The sequence below is a fragment of the Microbacterium sp. Be9 genome (assembly GCF_011754135.1).
Classification (GTDB): Bacteria; Actinomycetota; Actinomycetes; order Actinomycetales; family Microbacteriaceae; genus Microbacterium; species Microbacterium maritypicum_A.
Genome location: NZ_WNWT01000006.1, coordinates 1188061 through 1204336 on the forward strand (window position 1 = coordinate 1188061; position 16276 = coordinate 1204336).

Here is a 16276-nt window from a genome sequence, read left to right on the forward strand (position 1 = left end):
CCCTGTGGATGGATCGCTCACAGGGGCTTCCCAGCCGCGATTTCACGCGGTTCGAGTGCCTCCGGACGAGGGCTCGGCCTGTGGAAGAAACGGTGGAGAACCTGTGTTGTATCTGTAGAGAACGGTGGATAACTACACGGATGTAACTACTACCCCTTGTGGTCACCCCCAATGTCGGTCCCCATATGTAGTATTGAAGTCCCGGCAGGGGGTCTACCGGGAAACAGCCTGATGAGAAGCGGGCCAGAGATTTGAGGGGTTACGAAAAAGATGTCGATCACGGTCTACACAAAGCCTTCCTGCGTTCAGTGCAACGCCACCTACCGTGCCCTCGATGCCAAGGGCATCGAGTACGAGATCCTCGACCTGTCGGAAGACCCGACGGCGCTCGAGCAGGTCAAGGCGCTCGGCTACATGCAGGCACCCGTCGTCGTCACCGACGAGGGTCACTGGTCGGGTTTCCGTCCCGACAAGATCGACGAACTCGCCTCCCGTCTGGCGTGACGCCGCATGAGCGCCGTCGCGACCGCAGCGCCGCTCCTGATCTACTTCTCGAGCGTCTCGGGTAACACCGCGCGGTTCATCGAGAAGCTCGGATTCCCGTCCCGACGCATCCCCCTCCACCGACACGAAGAAGACCTCGTCATCGACGAGCCCTTCGTGCTGGTCACCCCCACCTACGGCGGGGGAGCGGGGCGCGGCGTCGAGAAGGGCGCCGTTCCGAAACAGGTGATCCGGTTCCTCAACGATGAGCGCAACCGGCGCCACATCCGCGGCGTGATCTCCGCGGGCAACACCAACTTCGGCGACGCCTTCTGCCTCGCCGGTGACATCATCAGCCGCAAGTGCAACGTGCCTCACTTGTATCGGCTCGAGATCTTCGGCACACAAGACGATGTGGATCGCGTGAGCGACGGATTGGAACGACGGTGGCAGCTTCAGTGACCGAGACAGTGGCATTCAAGGCGAACCCCTCTTACGAGGGTCTCGACTATCACGCCCTCAACGCGATGCTCAACCTGTACGACGCGAACGGGAAGATCCAGTTCGACGCCGACAAGCGCGCCGCGCGGGAGTACTTCCTGCAGCACGTGAACCAGAACACGGTGTTCTTCCACTCGCTCAAGGAGCGTCTGGACTACCTCGTGGAGAAGGAGTACTACGAAGGCGCCGTCATCGAGAAGTACTCGATGGAGTTCATCCAGAAGCTCAACGACCTCGCGTACGGCAAGAAGTTCCGTTTCGAGACGTTCCTCGGCGCGTTCAAGTACTACACGAGCTACACGCTGAAGACGTTCGACGGCAAGCGCTACCTCGAGCGCTTCGAGGACCGCGTCGTGATGACCGCCCTCGGCCTCGCCGACGGCGATGAGAAGCTCGCGGTCGCGCTCGTCGAGGAGATCATCTCCGGTCGCTTCCAGCCGGCCACCCCGACATTCCTCAACGCCGGCAAGGCGCAGCGCGGCGAACTCGTCAGCTGCTTCCTGCTGCGCATCGAAGACAACATGGAGTCGATCGCCCGCGGCATCAACTCGGCCCTGCAGCTCTCCAAGCGCGGCGGCGGCGTCGCCCTGCTGCTGTCGAACATCCGCGAGTCGGGTGCGCCGATCAAGCAGATCGAGAACCAGTCCTCCGGCATCATCCCCGTGATGAAGCTCCTCGAAGACAGCTTCAGCTACGCCAACCAGCTCGGTGCGCGTCAGGGCGCCGGTGCGGTGTACCTCAACGCCCACCACCCCGACATCATGCGCTTCCTCGACACCAAGCGCGAGAACGCCGATGAGAAGATCCGCATCAAGACGCTGTCGCTGGGCGTCGTGGTTCCGGACATCACGTTCGAACTCGCCAAGAACGACGAGGACATGTACCTGTTCTCGCCGTACGACGTCGAGAAGGTCTACGGCGTTCCGTTCGGCGACATCTCGGTCACCGAGAAGTACCGCGAGATGGTCGACGACCCGCGCATCAAGAAGACCAAGATCAACGCGCGCGAGTTCTTCCAGACCGTCGCCGAGATCCAGTTCGAGTCCGGCTACCCGTACGTCATGTTCGAAGACACGGTGAACAAGGCCAACCCGATCAAGGGTCGGATCAACATGTCCAACCTCTGCAGCGAGATCCTGCAGGTGAACACGCCGACCACGTACAACGACGACCTGTCGTACGACAACATCGGCAAGGACATCTCCTGCAACCTCGGCTCGATGAACATCGCGCTGTCGATGGATGCCGATGACCTGGGGCAGACCGTCGAGACGGCGATCCGCGCCCTCACCGCGGTGAGCGACCAGAGCCACATCGGCTCGGTGCGGTCGATCGAGGACGGCAACGACCGCTCGCACGCGATCGGCCTCGGCCAGATGAACCTGCACGGATACCTTGCCCGCGAGCATGTGTACTACGGCTCCGAAGAGGGCATCGACTTCACGAACATCTACTTCTACACGGTGCTGTTCCACGCCCTGCGGGCGTCCAACAACCTCGCGATCGAGCGCGGCACGACGTTCGACGGGTTCGAGGACTCGAAGTATGCGTCGGGGGAGTTCTTCGACAAGTACATCGACCAGGCGTGGGTTCCCGCGACCGAGAAGGTCAAGGAGCTCTTCGCCGGCAAGCACATCCCGACCCAGGACGACTGGGCCGAGCTGAAGGCGTCGATCCAGAAGCACGGCATCTACAACCAGAACCTTCAGGCCGTCCCGCCGACCGGCTCGATCTCGTACATCAACAACTCCACGTCGTCGATCCACCCGATCGCGTCGAAGATCGAGATCCGCAAGGAAGGCAAGCTCGGTCGCGTCTACTACCCGGCGGCGTTCATGACGAACGACAACCTGGAGTACTACCAGGACGCGTACGAGATCGGCTACGAGAAGGTCATCGACACCTACGCGGCCGCCACGCAGCACGTCGACCAGGGTCTGTCTCTGACCCTGTTCTTCAAGGACACCGCCACCACGCGTGACATCAACAAGGCGCAGATCTACGCATGGCGCAAGGGCATCAAGACGATCTACTACATCCGTCTGCGTCAGCTGGCGCTCGAGGGCACCGACATGGCCGAGTGCGTCTCGTGCATGCTCTGACCTGACAAACTGTCGACCCGAGAACGCGGCTGAAACCCGAGAAACGACGAAGAAATGACTCCCGAAAGACTCAAGCTGGTCTCCAGCGTGCAGGCGATCAACTGGAACCGCATCCAGGACGACAAGGACCTCGAGGTCTGGAACCGTCTGGTGAACAACTTCTGGCTGCCCGAGAAGGTGCCGCTGTCGAACGACGTGCAGTCGTGGAACACGCTCACCCCCGACGAGCAGCTGCTCACCATGCGGGTGTTCACCGGTCTCACGTTGCTCGACACGATCCAGGGCACCGTGGGCGCGGTGTCGCTGATCCCCGACGCGATCACCCCTCACGAAGAGGCCGTATACACGAACATCGCGTTCATGGAGTCGGTGCACGCGAAGAGCTACTCCTCGATCTTCTCGACCCTCGCGTCGACGAAGGAGATCGACGAGGCGTTCCGCTGGTCCACCGAGAACCCGAACCTTCAGAAGAAGGCTCAGATCATCATGGACTACTACCAGGGCGACGACCCGCTCAAGCGCAAGGTGGCCTCCACCCTTCTGGAGTCGTTCCTCTTCTACTCGGGCTTCTACCTGCCGATCTATTGGTCCTCGAAGGCGAAGCTGACGAACACGGCCGACCTGATCCGCCTCATCATCCGCGACGAGGCCGTGCACGGGTACTACATCGGCTACAAGTTCCAGAAGGGCCTCGAGAACGAGACCCAGGAGCGCCGCGATGAGCTCAAGGACTACACGTTCTCGCTCATGTACGAGCTCTACGACAACGAGGTGCAGTACACGCAGGACCTCTACGACGGTGTCGGTCTGACCGAAGACGTGAAGAAGTTCCTGCACTACAACGCCAACAAGGCCCTCATGAACCTGGGCTACGAGGCGATGTTCCCCTCCAGCGTCACGAACGTGAACCCGGCGATCCTGTCGGCACTCTCGCCGAACGCCGACGAGAACCACGACTTCTTCTCGGGGTCGGGCTCGTCGTACGTCATCGGCAAGGCCGAGGCCACCGAAGACGACGACTGGGACTTCTGAGAGCTTCTCTCTGAGGTTCCCGCGAAACAGCTGGTCAGAGGCCCGGATCCGCGAAATCTCGCGGGTTCGGGCCTCTTTCGTGCCCTCTTCGAAATGACAGAGGAGGACAGACATGACCAGAAATACCCGTTCGGTGGGGCACGCCGGTGGCACGAGCACACCTCCCTTATGGAGGCGAGAGAGTCCGGCACCCGAAATTTCGGGTTGGCGAGCGGCTGGGGGCGTGCCACTTCGTGCCACAGGTGACCTACGGAATTCCTCACGATCTGCGGAAATATGCGGATCCTGGGTCTCGTGGGCGTCGAGTGGCACGGAGTGGCACGACCGTCCACGCTCGTCCGTCCGAGTCCACGGGAGGGCACGATGAGTGCATCGAAGCGAGAGTCGTGGGGCAGCCTGCGCAAGCTCCCCTCTGGCCGCTGGCAAGCGCGCTATCCCGGACCCGACGGAGAGACGTACACGGCTCGGACCGAGGGCGACAAAGCGCTTACGTTCCTCACGAAGACGGACGCGCGGACATGGCTTGCCGCCGTGCACGCGAAGATCTCGCTCGGCCAGTGGAACCCGCCAGCGGCCGTAGCGGCACAGAATCGCGCCGAAGCCGCTGCTCAGAAAGCGCGGTCGATGGGGTTCGAGGAGTACTCGGAGCGATGGGTGCAGATGATCAAGACAGAGCGCAATCGCAGCGGCAAGATTCGGGCAATCGCAACCGTCCGCTCGTATCAGAGCAAGGTCAGCGGTTACCTCATTCCGGAGTTCGGCGACACTCCGGTGAGGGAGATCGACGTGAACCGCATCCGAGCAATGACGCAGCGACTCGACCGGATCCCTGCGCCATTGAATCCAAAGTCGAAATTCAACGGGATCACGCGGCCGGTGCTGGTCGTGCTCATGATGATCTTGCGCCAAGCGGCCCGTGACGGGATCATCCCTGCGGCACCGAGCGTCTCCATTCCGCGTCAGGAGTCGGTGCGTCACGATTCTGACCACGACGAAGGTGAGGATGTCGTGGCGCCCAGGCAGGTCGAAGCGCTCTACAGGGCGGTTCCCGAGCAGTGGGCGATCATGGTGCCGCTTGCCGCCTGGTGCCAGCTGCGTCGCGGGGAGTGCCTGGGACTCCAACGACGCGACATCGAGTGGCACGATGACGGCAGCGCAATCTTGCATGTGCGTCGTCAGCTGAACGCCAACACTGGTGACTACACCGACACCAAGAGCGATGCAGGCAAACGGTCGCTCACCATCCCAAAGCTCATGACCGCTCGACTCAAGCAACACCTGGCTGACAATGTCGCCGCCGAAGCCAAAGCGCCGGTCGTTCCGGCGAGCGTCAGGGGCAGGATGCCGCTCTCGAACACTCGCTGGGGGTACGTCTGGGCCGACGCGCGAGACGGCGTCGACGGCTTGCCGCATCGTTTCCGCTTTCACGACCTGCGACACACGGGCCTGACAATCTTTGCTCAGGAAGGTGCGACGCTCGCTGAGCTGATGCGTCGGGGCGGGCACGCGGATATTCGAATCGTGCTGCGGTACCAACACGCCACCATGGTCCGTGATCGCGAGCTGGCGAATCGAATGAGCGACCGAGTCGTCGAGAACATCGCCCGCGCGATAGAGGAGGATGAGGAGACCTAAGCGGACAGCCGCGGCCACCTGTGAAGTGAGACGAGTCCACTCACGGGGAGGTAGCGCCATGACTGTTCGAACTCGCTCCGAGGAGCACGACACCGGATTGGTCTCCCTGGCGATCGCGGCTGAGAGCTTGGGTGTCTCGGTCAAGACGATCCGGCGTCGAATCTCCGACGGCACTGTCCGGGGATACCGGGTCGGACGACTCATCCGCGTCGACCCGGACGAGCTGCGGCGGAGTCTCGTCGTAGAGATCCCGACGGCGGGGTGACCGCTACAACACTCGAGTGTTCGGCGAGACGACATGAGGTGCCCCGGGGCGGATCGCATTCCGCCCGGGGGCGCTCGTGTCATCCCCGAGCATTCGCAAGACATCGGACCCGCAGGTGACGACACGGGCACGACCGTCTTGAAGGAGACGGTTCGTACCGGCGCTGGCAGCGCTCGTCACCGGTCCCGGAACGGCGCCGACGAACCGTCCGAGGACTGAAGCCTCTCTCGCCGTCTGCAATGTGTCCGAGCGGAATCCCGCTTCAACGATGACGGTCGCTCCCGACAGCGCGGCGAGGATGCGTGAACGATCGAGAAACCGCTGCCGTGTGGGAGCGGATGCAGGTGGCGCCTCAGTGAACACAAGCCCCCGGTGTGCGATGCTCTCGATCAGGTCTGCGTGACCGACGGGGTACGCGCGGTCGAGGCCAGAAGCGAGAACCGCGATTGTGTTGTCTCCGTGCATGAGTGCCGCGCGGTGTGCTGATCCCTCGATTCCGTAAGCACCACCGGCGACGAGGGCTCTGTCGCTCTCCGCGAGGTCTCCGGAGAGTTCCTCGGCGACGTGAACACCATAGCCAGTTGCCGCCCGTGCACCCGTCAGCGTAGTGCGCTGGGCGAGCGGTGCGGTGAGGAGTTCAGTACGTCCCCGCGTCCAAAGCGCGTACGGGGTCCGTGCCCCGAGATCGTTGAGGGCGGTTGGCCATTCGGAATCCTCGGGGATCAGCACCCGGTAGTCGCCTCCTGAGCCCATGCGCGATGCGACGTGATCAGGGTTCGCAGTCAATCGCAAGCGATGTCGCCATACCGCGGCCTCCACCCGATCCAGACCCGCGACCGACGAGTCACGCTCGATGAGGGAGATCAGCTCGACCGCGCCGACTCTCATGAGGAGACCACCGGTCACGGTGTCGTTGGGAGCGTCGATCAGCGCGAGCACCATACGGGCAGTCCGCTCATCCTTGGCGAGGTGCGAGAGCGTGGGCATGACAGCCTCCTGGGCGTTGAGATCTCGATAGGAAGGTGAGCAGGATCAGCCCTTTTGGTTCCTGAAGAGCAGGCGTACCCTGGAAGGCGAAGCAGGTTCACAACTCTGCAGGCCCTTCGGGGCGGCCCTCCACGGGCACTCGACACACATGCTGCTTCCTCGACGGAGAACGACGTGTGACGAGAGGCCCATCATGATTCGTTCGATCTGGACGGTCAGCATCTTCATCCATGCTGTCCTGCAGCGGTGCGCACCGACGAACATCGTTCTTGGCCGCATCCGACGTCGCTGCGGACTCAAGTGGGGCGTTCTTGCGATGTTCCTCGCAGTGCCTTACTTGATCGCGGCCAGCCTGTGTTCCGCGGCGATCAGTGACGGCGCCCCAGGGTGGCTGAACCTCATCATCCTGCTGTGCCTGTGGAACGCGATGAAGTTCATCGCGGCGGGACCCGTCGCCGTGGTGCTCCTGCTCCGTGCTCGGCGTCGCGAGGCCGTCGCGAGGCGCGTGTCCGAGCGGGCGCACGCAGCCGTCGAGCTTGTCGCGGCCTGAACGCCCGACCGATCTCAGTCAGGGATCGCGCCCGTGCGTTCGTCGATGGTGGCGAAGAACGCATCCTCTGCGGCCTGGCGCGCTTGGACCTGTTCGATGACGAACTCGACGAAGTCGGCGTCTCGGTCAGCGATGACATGCTCGACGATGTCGACGGTGCGGTCTTCCCCCGGCCAGACAGTCTGCCGCGTCGGACGGTCCCGATCGAGGCGCGTGCCACTGACCGTGACCCAATCGCGTAAACGCTGGCGAGCATCCGCGAAGTCGCGATGCCAGCCCAGCGGTGCCGATCCGTCTTGTTCGGCGTCGTAGGCGCAGAGCCAGTGCAGGTGGAGCGCTGACAGCTCCCAGATCAGCTCTGGATGGCGGTGCCAAAGCGGCGGAATCACTGCCGCCGGGATACCGTACTCCAGCCGGAGCCAGTTCACCCAGCGGTTGAGCTCGAGGAGTTCTTGCTTAAGGTCGTGCGAGGTGAGCAGGTTCCAGTTGATCGGGTGCGGTGGCTCCGCAACGAGATCGGGCTCAAACGGCTCAGCGTGCTTGCTCTCGGGGCCCTCGTTGAGGGCGTTGTCGTCGTTCATGGTTACGTTCCCGTTGGATCAGCGACCGAGGGAAGGGGCGTTGCTCACGGCTGGCTGCGCTCGGGGGTCAAACGCACGACTAGGCTCGCTGGCCGCGCGGTTCCGGTCGGCACCTCGAGGTGAACGGTCGACGTCGTACCGGGTGCGTGCGGTGTCATGACCAATGCGCTTCGCGACGAACTCTTCGCTTTCGACTGTCTGGCCTTCGCGCTCGTAGCTCACAGGCCGCTGGTATCCCTCGGCGAGGAAGTTGTCGCCCTTCGCGAACTTCGCGGATGTGCGTTCGGCCGAGCGTCCGAACATGACGAGGTGGTGGTAGCTCGTCTCCAACTGTGTGAAGGTACCGTCCTCTTCGCGACGAAAGTGCTCCTGTCCGAAGCGGAAGTAGAGGCGCGGGTTCCCGCTGGTGGAGTTCGTCAGTTGCGGCTCTGAGGCGACGAAGCCCGAGACGGACTCTTGCGTGTGGATCGACATGATCAACTCCCTATCTGGTCAGGTGGCCGGGTTTGTTCGGCCACTGCATCAGGTAGGTGCGCGTTCCTCCCCGGAGCGGTCTGATTCGTCGTGGGGCCCTCCATGAGTGCTTCCACGGCCGCGCGATCGAGTCGGAGCTTCTCGCCGTCAGCGCGCTTCGGCCATGGATGCAGGTCTGTGATGATCGGTGGAGCCGATCGGAGCAAGACGGCGCCGGTGCCGAACGGGAGGGTGCGGACGCGGTCGGGCGGCAGGATCGGGACACGGCGGACGGAGCGCTGGTTGGAGCGTGAGCCGTAGTCGCTGAGGGTCACGGAGTCGGTGAACTCGTCCCGCTCGCCGATCAACGTGGAGAGGTCCTGGAGGTCGCGTGAATTGGATGCGCCGCCGAGGATGATCTTCGCGATGCTGGCGTCCCAGATCGCAGCAGCTTGGTTGTCCGACCACTTGTCTCTCGCTTGAGCGAGCGACTGAAGCACGGGCATCGTTGTGATGCCCGTGCCGCCGCCTTCAGCCATGAGTGTGGGAAGTGACGGCAGGGGCGCGAGGTTCCCGATCTCGTCGAGTGCGAGCAGGAGCGGTGGATCAAGGCGTGCGCCAGGCGAGCGCGCAGCCATCCGACGTGCGGTCTCGACGAGGTCTTCGACGAATGCAGCGACGAGCGCGGCGCTGTTTCCGGCGCCAGCTCCGGTCGCGAGCAGGTAGAGCGTGCCGTGGTTGAGGATGAACTGCTCGGGATCGAAATATTCGTCTTCGGACGGGCTGACGGCATCCAGCACTCTGGGATCGGCGAGCGCGGCAAGAGCGAGGGATACGCCCTGCCAGATGCTGTCACGCGTGCGCGGATCGGCGTCGAGCATCGCCTCCAGCGATTCGGCCCATCCCGTCGCGGCTCTCGGCGAGCCCGTCAGAATCGCGACGGCCTCGGCTGCCGCGGCAGGGTCGAGGGTCCAGCGGAACAGTTCAGTCGGGCTTCGCTGATCGAGTGCCGCGGCGTGCAGGAGCGACTGGAGGGCGATGCGTGTCTTGCCTTCCCAGAACCCTCCGCCTTCAACACCGCCGGAAGAAAGCTCGGTCGCAGCGGCGAGGCCGGTGGCGCGGATCATCGCAGTGAGCGGATCGTCGCAACCGCGGATGGGTGACCATCTCAGCCCGGCGGGGATGCCTGCGGCCAGGTGCTGGGGGTCGAAGACCGCGACAGGACCGATCCGCTGGCGCGCTTTGAGAGTCACGGTGAGGTTGTCGGGTCTGGTTGACGTCGTGACGACCGCTCCGGGCGCATCGAGGATCGCCGGGATCACGATGTGCAGACCCTTGCCAGATCGAGGTGGCCCGATCAGCAGGATAGAGTCCTCAATGCTCGCCCAGATCTGCTTACCATGCGATTGCCCGAGCAGATAGCCGACATCCTCGGGCCTGGGATGGTCAAGGGACGGGCGCAGCGCGCCAGCACGGCTGAGGAGCGCCTTGGTGGATGCGCTGGACGCGAGCTCGTGCACGCTGGCGGTGCCCTGCAGCCGACGCGGGTCAGCATTTATGTCGTTCGAGTGGCGTCGTAGCATCACCCAGGCCGACCCGAATGCAGCGGCGGTTAGCACGAGCATGAGCGCTGCGACGGCCCAGAAGAGGACCGCATTGAGCCCCGGCGCCTCGAGCGCCGCGGCGGGATCGGTAGGGTCGAACAAGACACTGAAGCCGCCACTGATCCCGACTCGCGGTTGCTCGATTCCAGCGAGCGCGGCAGCCACGGACCCGGCGCCACGAAAGACCGCGGCGACGCCGAACAACGCGACGAGCCCGATTATCAGGGCGTTGGTGAATTCGTCTCCGAGGCCCCGGCCTGGCGAATGCGGGGTACTCATGACGAGACGAACTCCGAGATGATGACGCCCGAGACCCGGCCGATGAGGACGACCTCCGACCGGTGGTCAACCAGCTGGCTCAGATCGATGACGGCACGAGCGGTCCCATTGGCCGAGCCCTCCGCGCCGGAGATCGAGAGTGCAACGGCGACGTCCTCACCGGGGACGAACCCGGATCCGCGGACCTCGAAGAGCTGGCGCATCGGACGATGCCGCGCTCGCCGCGTTGCACCAGGCGCCGGGGAATCGACGTCTGTGTGCTCGTGTCTTGTGGCGTGGATGATGTCGGTGAAGATGGAACCGTCGTGCTCTCGTACTTCGACGCGGATGGTGCGAGTGCGGTGGTCAGAGAGCGCATCGAGTAGTTCACCGAACTGCGCCCGACTCCATTCGAAGCCTGCGCGCAGAGGCGGGAAGTCGCGTCCGTCATGAGTGACGCGCATCACACCGCCTTCGTCGACGCGGATGCTGGCGAGTGGAAAATTGACGAACGCTTCGGACAGGAATCCTCCTGTGCTGCGATTGCTCATGCCACGCAGGTGCGCGAGCGGCTCCTCGCGTCGGGTCAGCCGGTCATGCGCCCGGTTGTATCGAAGAGTTCCAGCTCGGCTGGATGGAGCTGGTGCTGGCACACGAAGGATCGGTCCTTGATGCGCCACAGTCCTTGGCCGACCCCGAGGCCCGGAAGCAGCTTCTGCTCTGTGCCCGTGAGCCCGAGTGCTCTCGCGGTGCTGCCGAGCTGGTCGGATTCCTGCCGGTAAATGATCCTCGTCTCGGCATTGGCCAACAAGCTGTTTGCGAGGGCGCGCATCGCCGAGCCTTGATCGCCGACGTTCTCCAAGTCGGTCAGTTTGTGGAAGATCAGCATGTTCGCGATCCCGTAGTGGCGTGCGAGTCGCCAGTGTGCGTCCATGCGCCGTAGCAGCGCCGGGTGGGACATGAGGCGCCAGGCTTCGTCGTAGATGCACCAGCGCTGGCCTCCGCTGGGATCGAGCAGGGCGGACTCCATCCATGCGGAGGAGCAGGTCATGAGTACCGAGGTCAGCGTCGAGTTCTCCGTCACTCGCGACAGATCGAGGGAGATCATCGGCAGGGTCGGATCGAAGGCCACGGTCGAAGGGCCGTCGAATAGCCCGGCGAGGTCACCGGCGACCAGGCGTCGGAGAGCGTGACCGACAAGTCGCCCGTCCTCGGCGAGCCGTCCGTCGGGGTCGGCATGCGAGGTCGGATTGAGGATGTGTTCGACAATCATCGGCAGGACCGGGATGCCGTTGCTGCGCATGACCTCGGTCAGCGCGGTATCGATCGCAGTGTGTTCCAGCGGCGTGAGCTGTCGAGTGAGCACCGTCTCCGCGAGCGCTCCGATCAAGTCCCGGCGACGGGAAGCAACCGTGGACGCCCAGCTCACGTCGCTCATGCCTACGGGCCGGTATCCCTCGTCGAGCGGATTGAGTCGCGCGGCGAGCCCGTGCCCGAGCACGATGGCTCTTCCGCCCACTGCCTCGGCGACAGCCGTGTGCTCGCCCTTCGGATCGCCCGGCACGTAGACGCGGCGTCCGAACGGAAGTGACCTTGTGTAGAGGCTCTTGGCCAGGCTGGACTTGCCAGATCCGACAATGCCCGCGAGAACGACGTTCGGAGCGGTGATGACGCCACGGGCGTACAGCACCCACGGGTCGTAGACGAAGGATCCACCGGAGTACAAATCCTGGCCGACGAAGACTCCGTCGGGTCCGAGCCCATGTTCGGCAAGAAAAGGATAGGCACCGGCGAGGGTCGCTGACGTGTCTTGATGCCGGGGCAAGCGGAACTTTCCCGGCGATCGGAGCCGCGCGGAACCAGCCTCACCGGCGGCAGGGAGATACTTGGTGGCCCGCCGTTCGGTCAGTTCGGCGTCGTACTTCTTCCGGGCTTCCTGGCGTTCAGCGTGCTGCTGATCAGTCTGCATTTTCGCAGCGGCTAGTCGACGCTTCTTTCGCAGGCGACGTTTCTCAGAAGCCGGAGAGATCAGTACCGAGGTGTGGAGTCGCTCGGCATCATCCCGGTTCACAGTCCCAGACCCCGTTGCTGCTTGAGGGCCGTAATGCTGGCAGGTTCGAACCACGAGGACCGTTGCTGACGTGGCGTTGCAGCGCGGGCGTCGAGCCCGTGAGAGTCTTCCGGCAGCAGGTCAATCGACTCGACATGGTGGAGTCGGTAAAGAGCGACGTGGTCGAAGCTGTGGCTGTACGCAAGGTGGTAGTCACCGTCGCGCGCCTCGCGCTCGAGCGGACCGCTCGGCGGCACGCCGTAGACGTAACCGTTCTCCATCGCGGCACTGGTGGTCTCGTCGCCGAAGTCCCAGCTCTTCAAATGGTTCAATCCCGCGGCGGCACCGCCGGCGTCGATCATGTCGAGCACCTCGTCAGCTTCTTCGCCTTGCAGGAAGACGACACTGACCCACCGCTGCACTGCCGTCTTGTCGGGCGCAGGGACATCGTGCCAGGCGACACGACTTGCCGCGGATACTGCGGCGTTGAGTCGATCTTCGGCTTGGTCGACAAGAGTCGCGGCTTGGTGAAGGTCATCGGCAGCAGCCAGCGCGTCCTTCGATCCGGCCGCGTGGTCGCCGCGGCCATCGAATGCGCGAGAGCGGAAGTTGAAATGGGCGGCTGCGAGCTGATCGAGGATTTGTCGCAGTGAGCGCACGCCGGAAAGGACATCGCCGAGTACGCCGTAGACGTCTTGCGGGTTCTCGCACGTGCGCGTCGCATGCGCGAGCCCGCGCAGCGCCTCGGCTGCTTCACCGGCATCAGCGCCGGGATCATAGAACGTGGGCACGGTGACCTCCCGGGTAGTAAGCGACTCCATGGTTAGGTGCGCCAGCGATCCCGCCATATCGGACGAGGCGAATACCCAACCCGACGACTTGCTGAGGAGTCGGGCGCCTTGGTTCCCTCCATCGCGTGAGGTCACACAACGCGGCAGAGGGGCAGCGCCGCCGCGGTGAACGCCTGCGCCTGCTGGCCGACGAGGAGCCGCGTCTCGCAGGAAGCCTGAATCGCGGCCTGTTCGATTGCGGCAACCGCGGCGTCGAGCTCGTCCGCGGTCCGCGCTGAGACCGAGATGAGCCCCGTGTAGCGGAGCACGCCGTGTCCGGCGGTGAGATCGGCTTCCTGTTGCAATACGTCCTGGAACTCCGCCGTCTGCGCTGCATCCTCGATCTGGCCGATCCGCTGGCGTTGGGCTGCGTCCGAGATGTACTCGGTCTTCTTCTTCCGGATGTCGCGTGCCGCCTGATCAGAGCGCATCGGCGTGCACAGCAGCGAGAACGACCGTTGGATCCCCGTCGACAGCAGCAGCGGCGCGAGGAAGCCCGGGTAGACCATCGACCGCGGCCATTCCGAGATCCACAACACCGCGTGGAACGCCGAGTCAGTGCGAAGCCTCGACCACGACTCGTTCACAGCCACCGGTCCCGCGGTCGCGAGCGATTGCCCGAGCTCACCGTGGCGTTCGAGTGTCGCTGCGACTGCGGGGTCGTATGCGGAGCGCAGGATCACCGCGATCCCCCCGCACGAGAGCCATGAAGACGGCGAGAGGTCGGCGGAGCGCAGCGCTGCCACCAGCGTGGACATCTCTTGGCGAAGCACGGCAGCGGCACCGCGGATGCCGCCACCGGCCGTGCGGATCTGCCGCGACGCCGCCTGCATGTCGAGCGACAGAGACAGCGTGGTGGCGTGGCGTTCTCCGGCAGGCCCGGCCCGTTCGATCAGCTCGGCATACGTGGTCGACGCCCACAATGCATCCGCTGTGCCATGCGAGGCCCACCATTCGGCGAGGCCCGTCCCGGAGTCGGGCAGGGTGCGCTCCAGCACCTGCAGCATCGAGATTCGACCGGACCGGCACACGGTCGCGAGCACACGTCCCCAAGAACTGACTCGACGTTCCTGCTCACCAGGGTCGAGGAGCACGAAAGCAGGGTGCGAGACCGAAACGATCGCCGTGAGCGTTGCGGCGGTCGGGTCATGGACCATCCCGGCACCGGTGGCGGAATCATCGTACTCACGCAATCGCGACATGTCGCCAGGAAGCGCGAGCGATCCGGCAGAGCGCGGCTTCACGACGCGTCGACGATAGAGCAGCTGCCCGCCCGTGGTCTTCCACAACCACCAGAAGACGACGGGGATCCACTCGACGATCGCGCGCCCGGCGATACGGATCCATGCCACCGAGGCAGCGGCGGCCCAGACCGGAGCGGAGAAGGCAATGAGGATGCCACCTCCTGCGTAGAACGCCCACACGAGCGTGCCGATGCCGATTCCGAGGGCGATCAGCTGTGAGAGCGACAGGCCCAAGAGGACACCCCGTCGCGTCAATCGAGAGAACTTCACCGGGACGAGGTCTCCGGCTCGTCGGTCGTCGAGATCATTCGGCATGATGCGTCATTCCTTCCGGGGAGGCTGCGGTCGCGGCCGACTGGGCGGAGCGGGATCTGCGCGCGGGGCCGACGGCTGCGGTGTGGAAGGCGACCCAGGGGTCGCGGATGCTGCGGGTGCCGGAGTCCCCCGGTCTCCCGCGCTCGCCGCAACTGTCTCGGAGGTGCCACCGATGCCCTGGCCGATCTTCGGTCCAGCAGTAGCAGCGCCCTCGACGACTTCGGCGCCAATGACGACGGCTGCAGCGGGCCCGGCCGCGGCACCAGCTCCGGCACCAGCTCCAGCGCCCGCACTCGTGCCAGCCGCAGTTCCGCTGGGGGTGGCGCCAGCCGACGCCGTCGCGCTCGGTGCAGTGCGCGCGGGGGGAGTGGTGCTTGGACCGCCACCGGACCCGCCGTCGAGGACTTTCTTGACCCCATCGCCCTGCGGCTTCGACGGCACCGGGACGGGCCGGTTGATAGCGTTCTTCGCCTCCTGCTCGCTTCCCATCGCGTGGTAGAGGTCAAAGCCGAAGAACGAGATGAACCGGTAGACCATGTATGGCGCGAAGGCTGCGATGAACAGCAGTACGATGCCCGAGATTGGCTCGGTCACGGACGCGAGGTCTGCCTCGATCGGGGTGGACACCTGGGTAATCGCGATGAGGAACACGACGACGAGCACGAGCTTCGAGATGATCAGCGCGACGACGAACGCCGCCCATTTCCCGATCCATCCGCGGGTGACGTCCCACGCCGCGCCCGCGAACGCGATGGGCGCGAGCACGATGGCCACCAATAGCAGGGCTTTGCGAATCAGGAGCGAGAACCACACGATGGCGACCGCGCAGATCATGAGTCCTGAGAGGAAGATCGTGATGATCGCGCCGACGCCGGGAGCCGCGATGTTGATCGTCGTGAGGCCTGCGGTCAGGAGCGCGATCTTGTCGCCCATGGTCGCGGTTGTTTCCCCTGCGGCCTGGACGATGCCGACGCAGAGTTGGTCGACGATCTCCAGCCCGGTCGCGGTGAGCGTGACGACAACGAAGGAACCGAGTACTGCTTTGGCAGCTCCGAGCGCGGCGCGGGAAAGCGCAGCGGGTTCGCGTCGGATGAGTCCCAGGACCAGCTGGAAGCAGAAGAACAGCAGGACGATGAAGACGCCGATGCCGAAGAGCAGGTTGTAGACGTCGAGGTAGCCGGAGGATTGGACGTCGACAAGAGTGGTGCTGTCGAAGACCGTCCACATAGCTTCGATGAGCCATGCGGCAGCTTGTCCCATTGTGGCGGCGAGCCAATCGAACGGGGCAGATACCAGCGAAGCCGCGCCTTCGCCGACGGCATCGCACACGGTTGAGATGACGGGGATATCGCAGACACTCATCGCGGGGTTCCCAACGGGTTGCGA

16 protein-coding genes are annotated in these 16276 nt (G+C 64.3%); 7 read left to right on the plus strand and 9 right to left on the minus strand.

Annotation, left to right across the window (positions count from 1 at the left end; genetic code table 11):
- Window positions 1–270 precede the first annotated feature (270 nt).
- The 6 genes from nrdH to GLO27_RS16795 all read left to right on the plus strand — a co-directional run bounded on the left by nrdH (window position 271) and on the right by GLO27_RS16795 (window position 6018).
- Window positions 271–504 (plus strand): glutaredoxin-like protein NrdH, encoded by a 234-nt coding sequence (gene nrdH, locus GLO27_RS16770; RefSeq protein WP_017828869.1) that lies wholly within the window; start codon window positions 271–273, stop codon window positions 502–504.
- A 6-nt stretch (window positions 505–510) separates the two neighbouring features.
- Window positions 511–945 carry a class Ib ribonucleoside-diphosphate reductase assembly flavoprotein NrdI gene (nrdI, locus tag GLO27_RS16775; RefSeq protein ID WP_167255797.1) on the plus strand — a complete coding sequence of 145 codons (435 nt, stop codon included), beginning with the start codon at window positions 511–513 and terminating at the stop codon, window positions 943–945.
- Window positions 942–3086, plus strand: coding sequence for a class 1b ribonucleoside-diphosphate reductase subunit alpha (nrdE, locus tag GLO27_RS16780; RefSeq protein WP_021199955.1), 2145 nt, complete (start codon window positions 942–944; stop codon window positions 3084–3086). Before nrdI ends, nrdE begins: the two co-directional genes overlap by 4 nt.
- Window positions 3087–3140: 54 nt before the next feature.
- Window positions 3141–4118 carry a class 1b ribonucleoside-diphosphate reductase subunit beta gene (gene nrdF / locus GLO27_RS16785; protein ID WP_017828866.1) on the plus strand — a complete coding sequence of 326 codons (978 nt, stop codon included), beginning with the start codon at window positions 3141–3143 and terminating at the stop codon, window positions 4116–4118.
- A 363-nt stretch (window positions 4119–4481) separates the two neighbouring features.
- Window positions 4482–5753, plus strand: a complete 1272-nt coding sequence (locus GLO27_RS16790; protein ID WP_167255799.1) for a site-specific integrase — start codon at window positions 4482–4484, stop codon at window positions 5751–5753.
- A gap of 58 nt (window positions 5754–5811) precedes the next feature.
- A complete protein-coding gene (locus GLO27_RS16795) occupies window positions 5812–6018 on the plus strand; it encodes a helix-turn-helix domain-containing protein (protein ID WP_167255801.1) in 207 nt (68 codons plus the stop codon).
- A 3-nt stretch (window positions 6019–6021) separates the two neighbouring features.
- On the opposite strand, the gene GLO27_RS16800 is transcribed toward GLO27_RS16795, so the two are convergent.
- Window positions 6022–7005: a DNA-processing protein DprA gene (locus GLO27_RS16800; protein WP_167255803.1), complete on the minus strand. Its 984-nt coding sequence runs from the start codon at window positions 7003–7005 to the stop codon at window positions 6022–6024.
- Window positions 7006–7198: 193 nt separating this feature from the next.
- Between GLO27_RS16800 and GLO27_RS16805 the strand changes: the two genes are divergently transcribed.
- Window positions 7199–7555, plus strand: coding sequence for a sulfate permease (locus GLO27_RS16805; protein WP_167255805.1), 357 nt, complete (start codon window positions 7199–7201; stop codon window positions 7553–7555).
- Between the two features lie 14 nt (window positions 7556–7569).
- Here GLO27_RS16805 and GLO27_RS16810 read toward each other — a convergent pair whose 3' ends face one another.
- The 8 genes from GLO27_RS16810 to GLO27_RS16845 form a co-directional block, all read right to left on the minus strand.
- Window positions 7570–8136 (minus strand): hypothetical protein, encoded by a 567-nt coding sequence (locus GLO27_RS16810; RefSeq protein WP_167255807.1) that lies wholly within the window; start codon window positions 8134–8136, stop codon window positions 7570–7572.
- An 18-nt stretch (window positions 8137–8154) separates the two neighbouring features.
- Window positions 8155–8610: a single-stranded DNA-binding protein gene (locus tag GLO27_RS16815; RefSeq protein ID WP_045263447.1), complete on the minus strand. Its 456-nt coding sequence runs from the start codon at window positions 8608–8610 to the stop codon at window positions 8155–8157.
- 2 nt (window positions 8611–8612) lie between these two features.
- A complete protein-coding gene (locus GLO27_RS16820) occupies window positions 8613–10472 on the minus strand; it encodes a type IV secretory system conjugative DNA transfer family protein (protein ID WP_167255809.1) in 1860 nt (619 codons plus the stop codon).
- Complete coding sequence (locus GLO27_RS16825) at window positions 10469–11002, minus strand: hypothetical protein (protein ID WP_167255811.1); 534 nt, start codon at window positions 11000–11002, stop codon at window positions 10469–10471. The genes GLO27_RS16820 and GLO27_RS16825 overlap by 4 nt, the downstream gene beginning before the upstream one ends.
- 35 nt (window positions 11003–11037) lie before the next feature.
- Complete coding sequence (locus GLO27_RS16830) at window positions 11038–12522, minus strand: ATP-binding protein (RefSeq protein ID WP_167255813.1); 1485 nt, start codon at window positions 12520–12522, stop codon at window positions 11038–11040.
- The gene (locus GLO27_RS16835) at window positions 12519–13292 is read right to left on the minus strand and encodes a hypothetical protein (RefSeq protein ID WP_167255815.1); all 774 of its coding nucleotides are present in this window, start codon (window positions 13290–13292) and stop codon (window positions 12519–12521) included. Before GLO27_RS16835 ends, GLO27_RS16830 begins: the two co-directional genes overlap by 4 nt.
- Before the next feature lie 131 nt (window positions 13293–13423).
- Window positions 13424–14890 (minus strand): SCO6880 family protein, encoded by a 1467-nt coding sequence (locus tag GLO27_RS16840; protein WP_167255817.1) that lies wholly within the window; start codon window positions 14888–14890, stop codon window positions 13424–13426.
- Window positions 14891–14896: 6 nt separating this feature from the next.
- Complete coding sequence (locus GLO27_RS16845) at window positions 14897–16252, minus strand: conjugal transfer protein TrbL (protein ID WP_167255819.1); 1356 nt, start codon at window positions 16250–16252, stop codon at window positions 14897–14899.
- Window positions 16253–16276 lie beyond the last annotated feature (24 nt).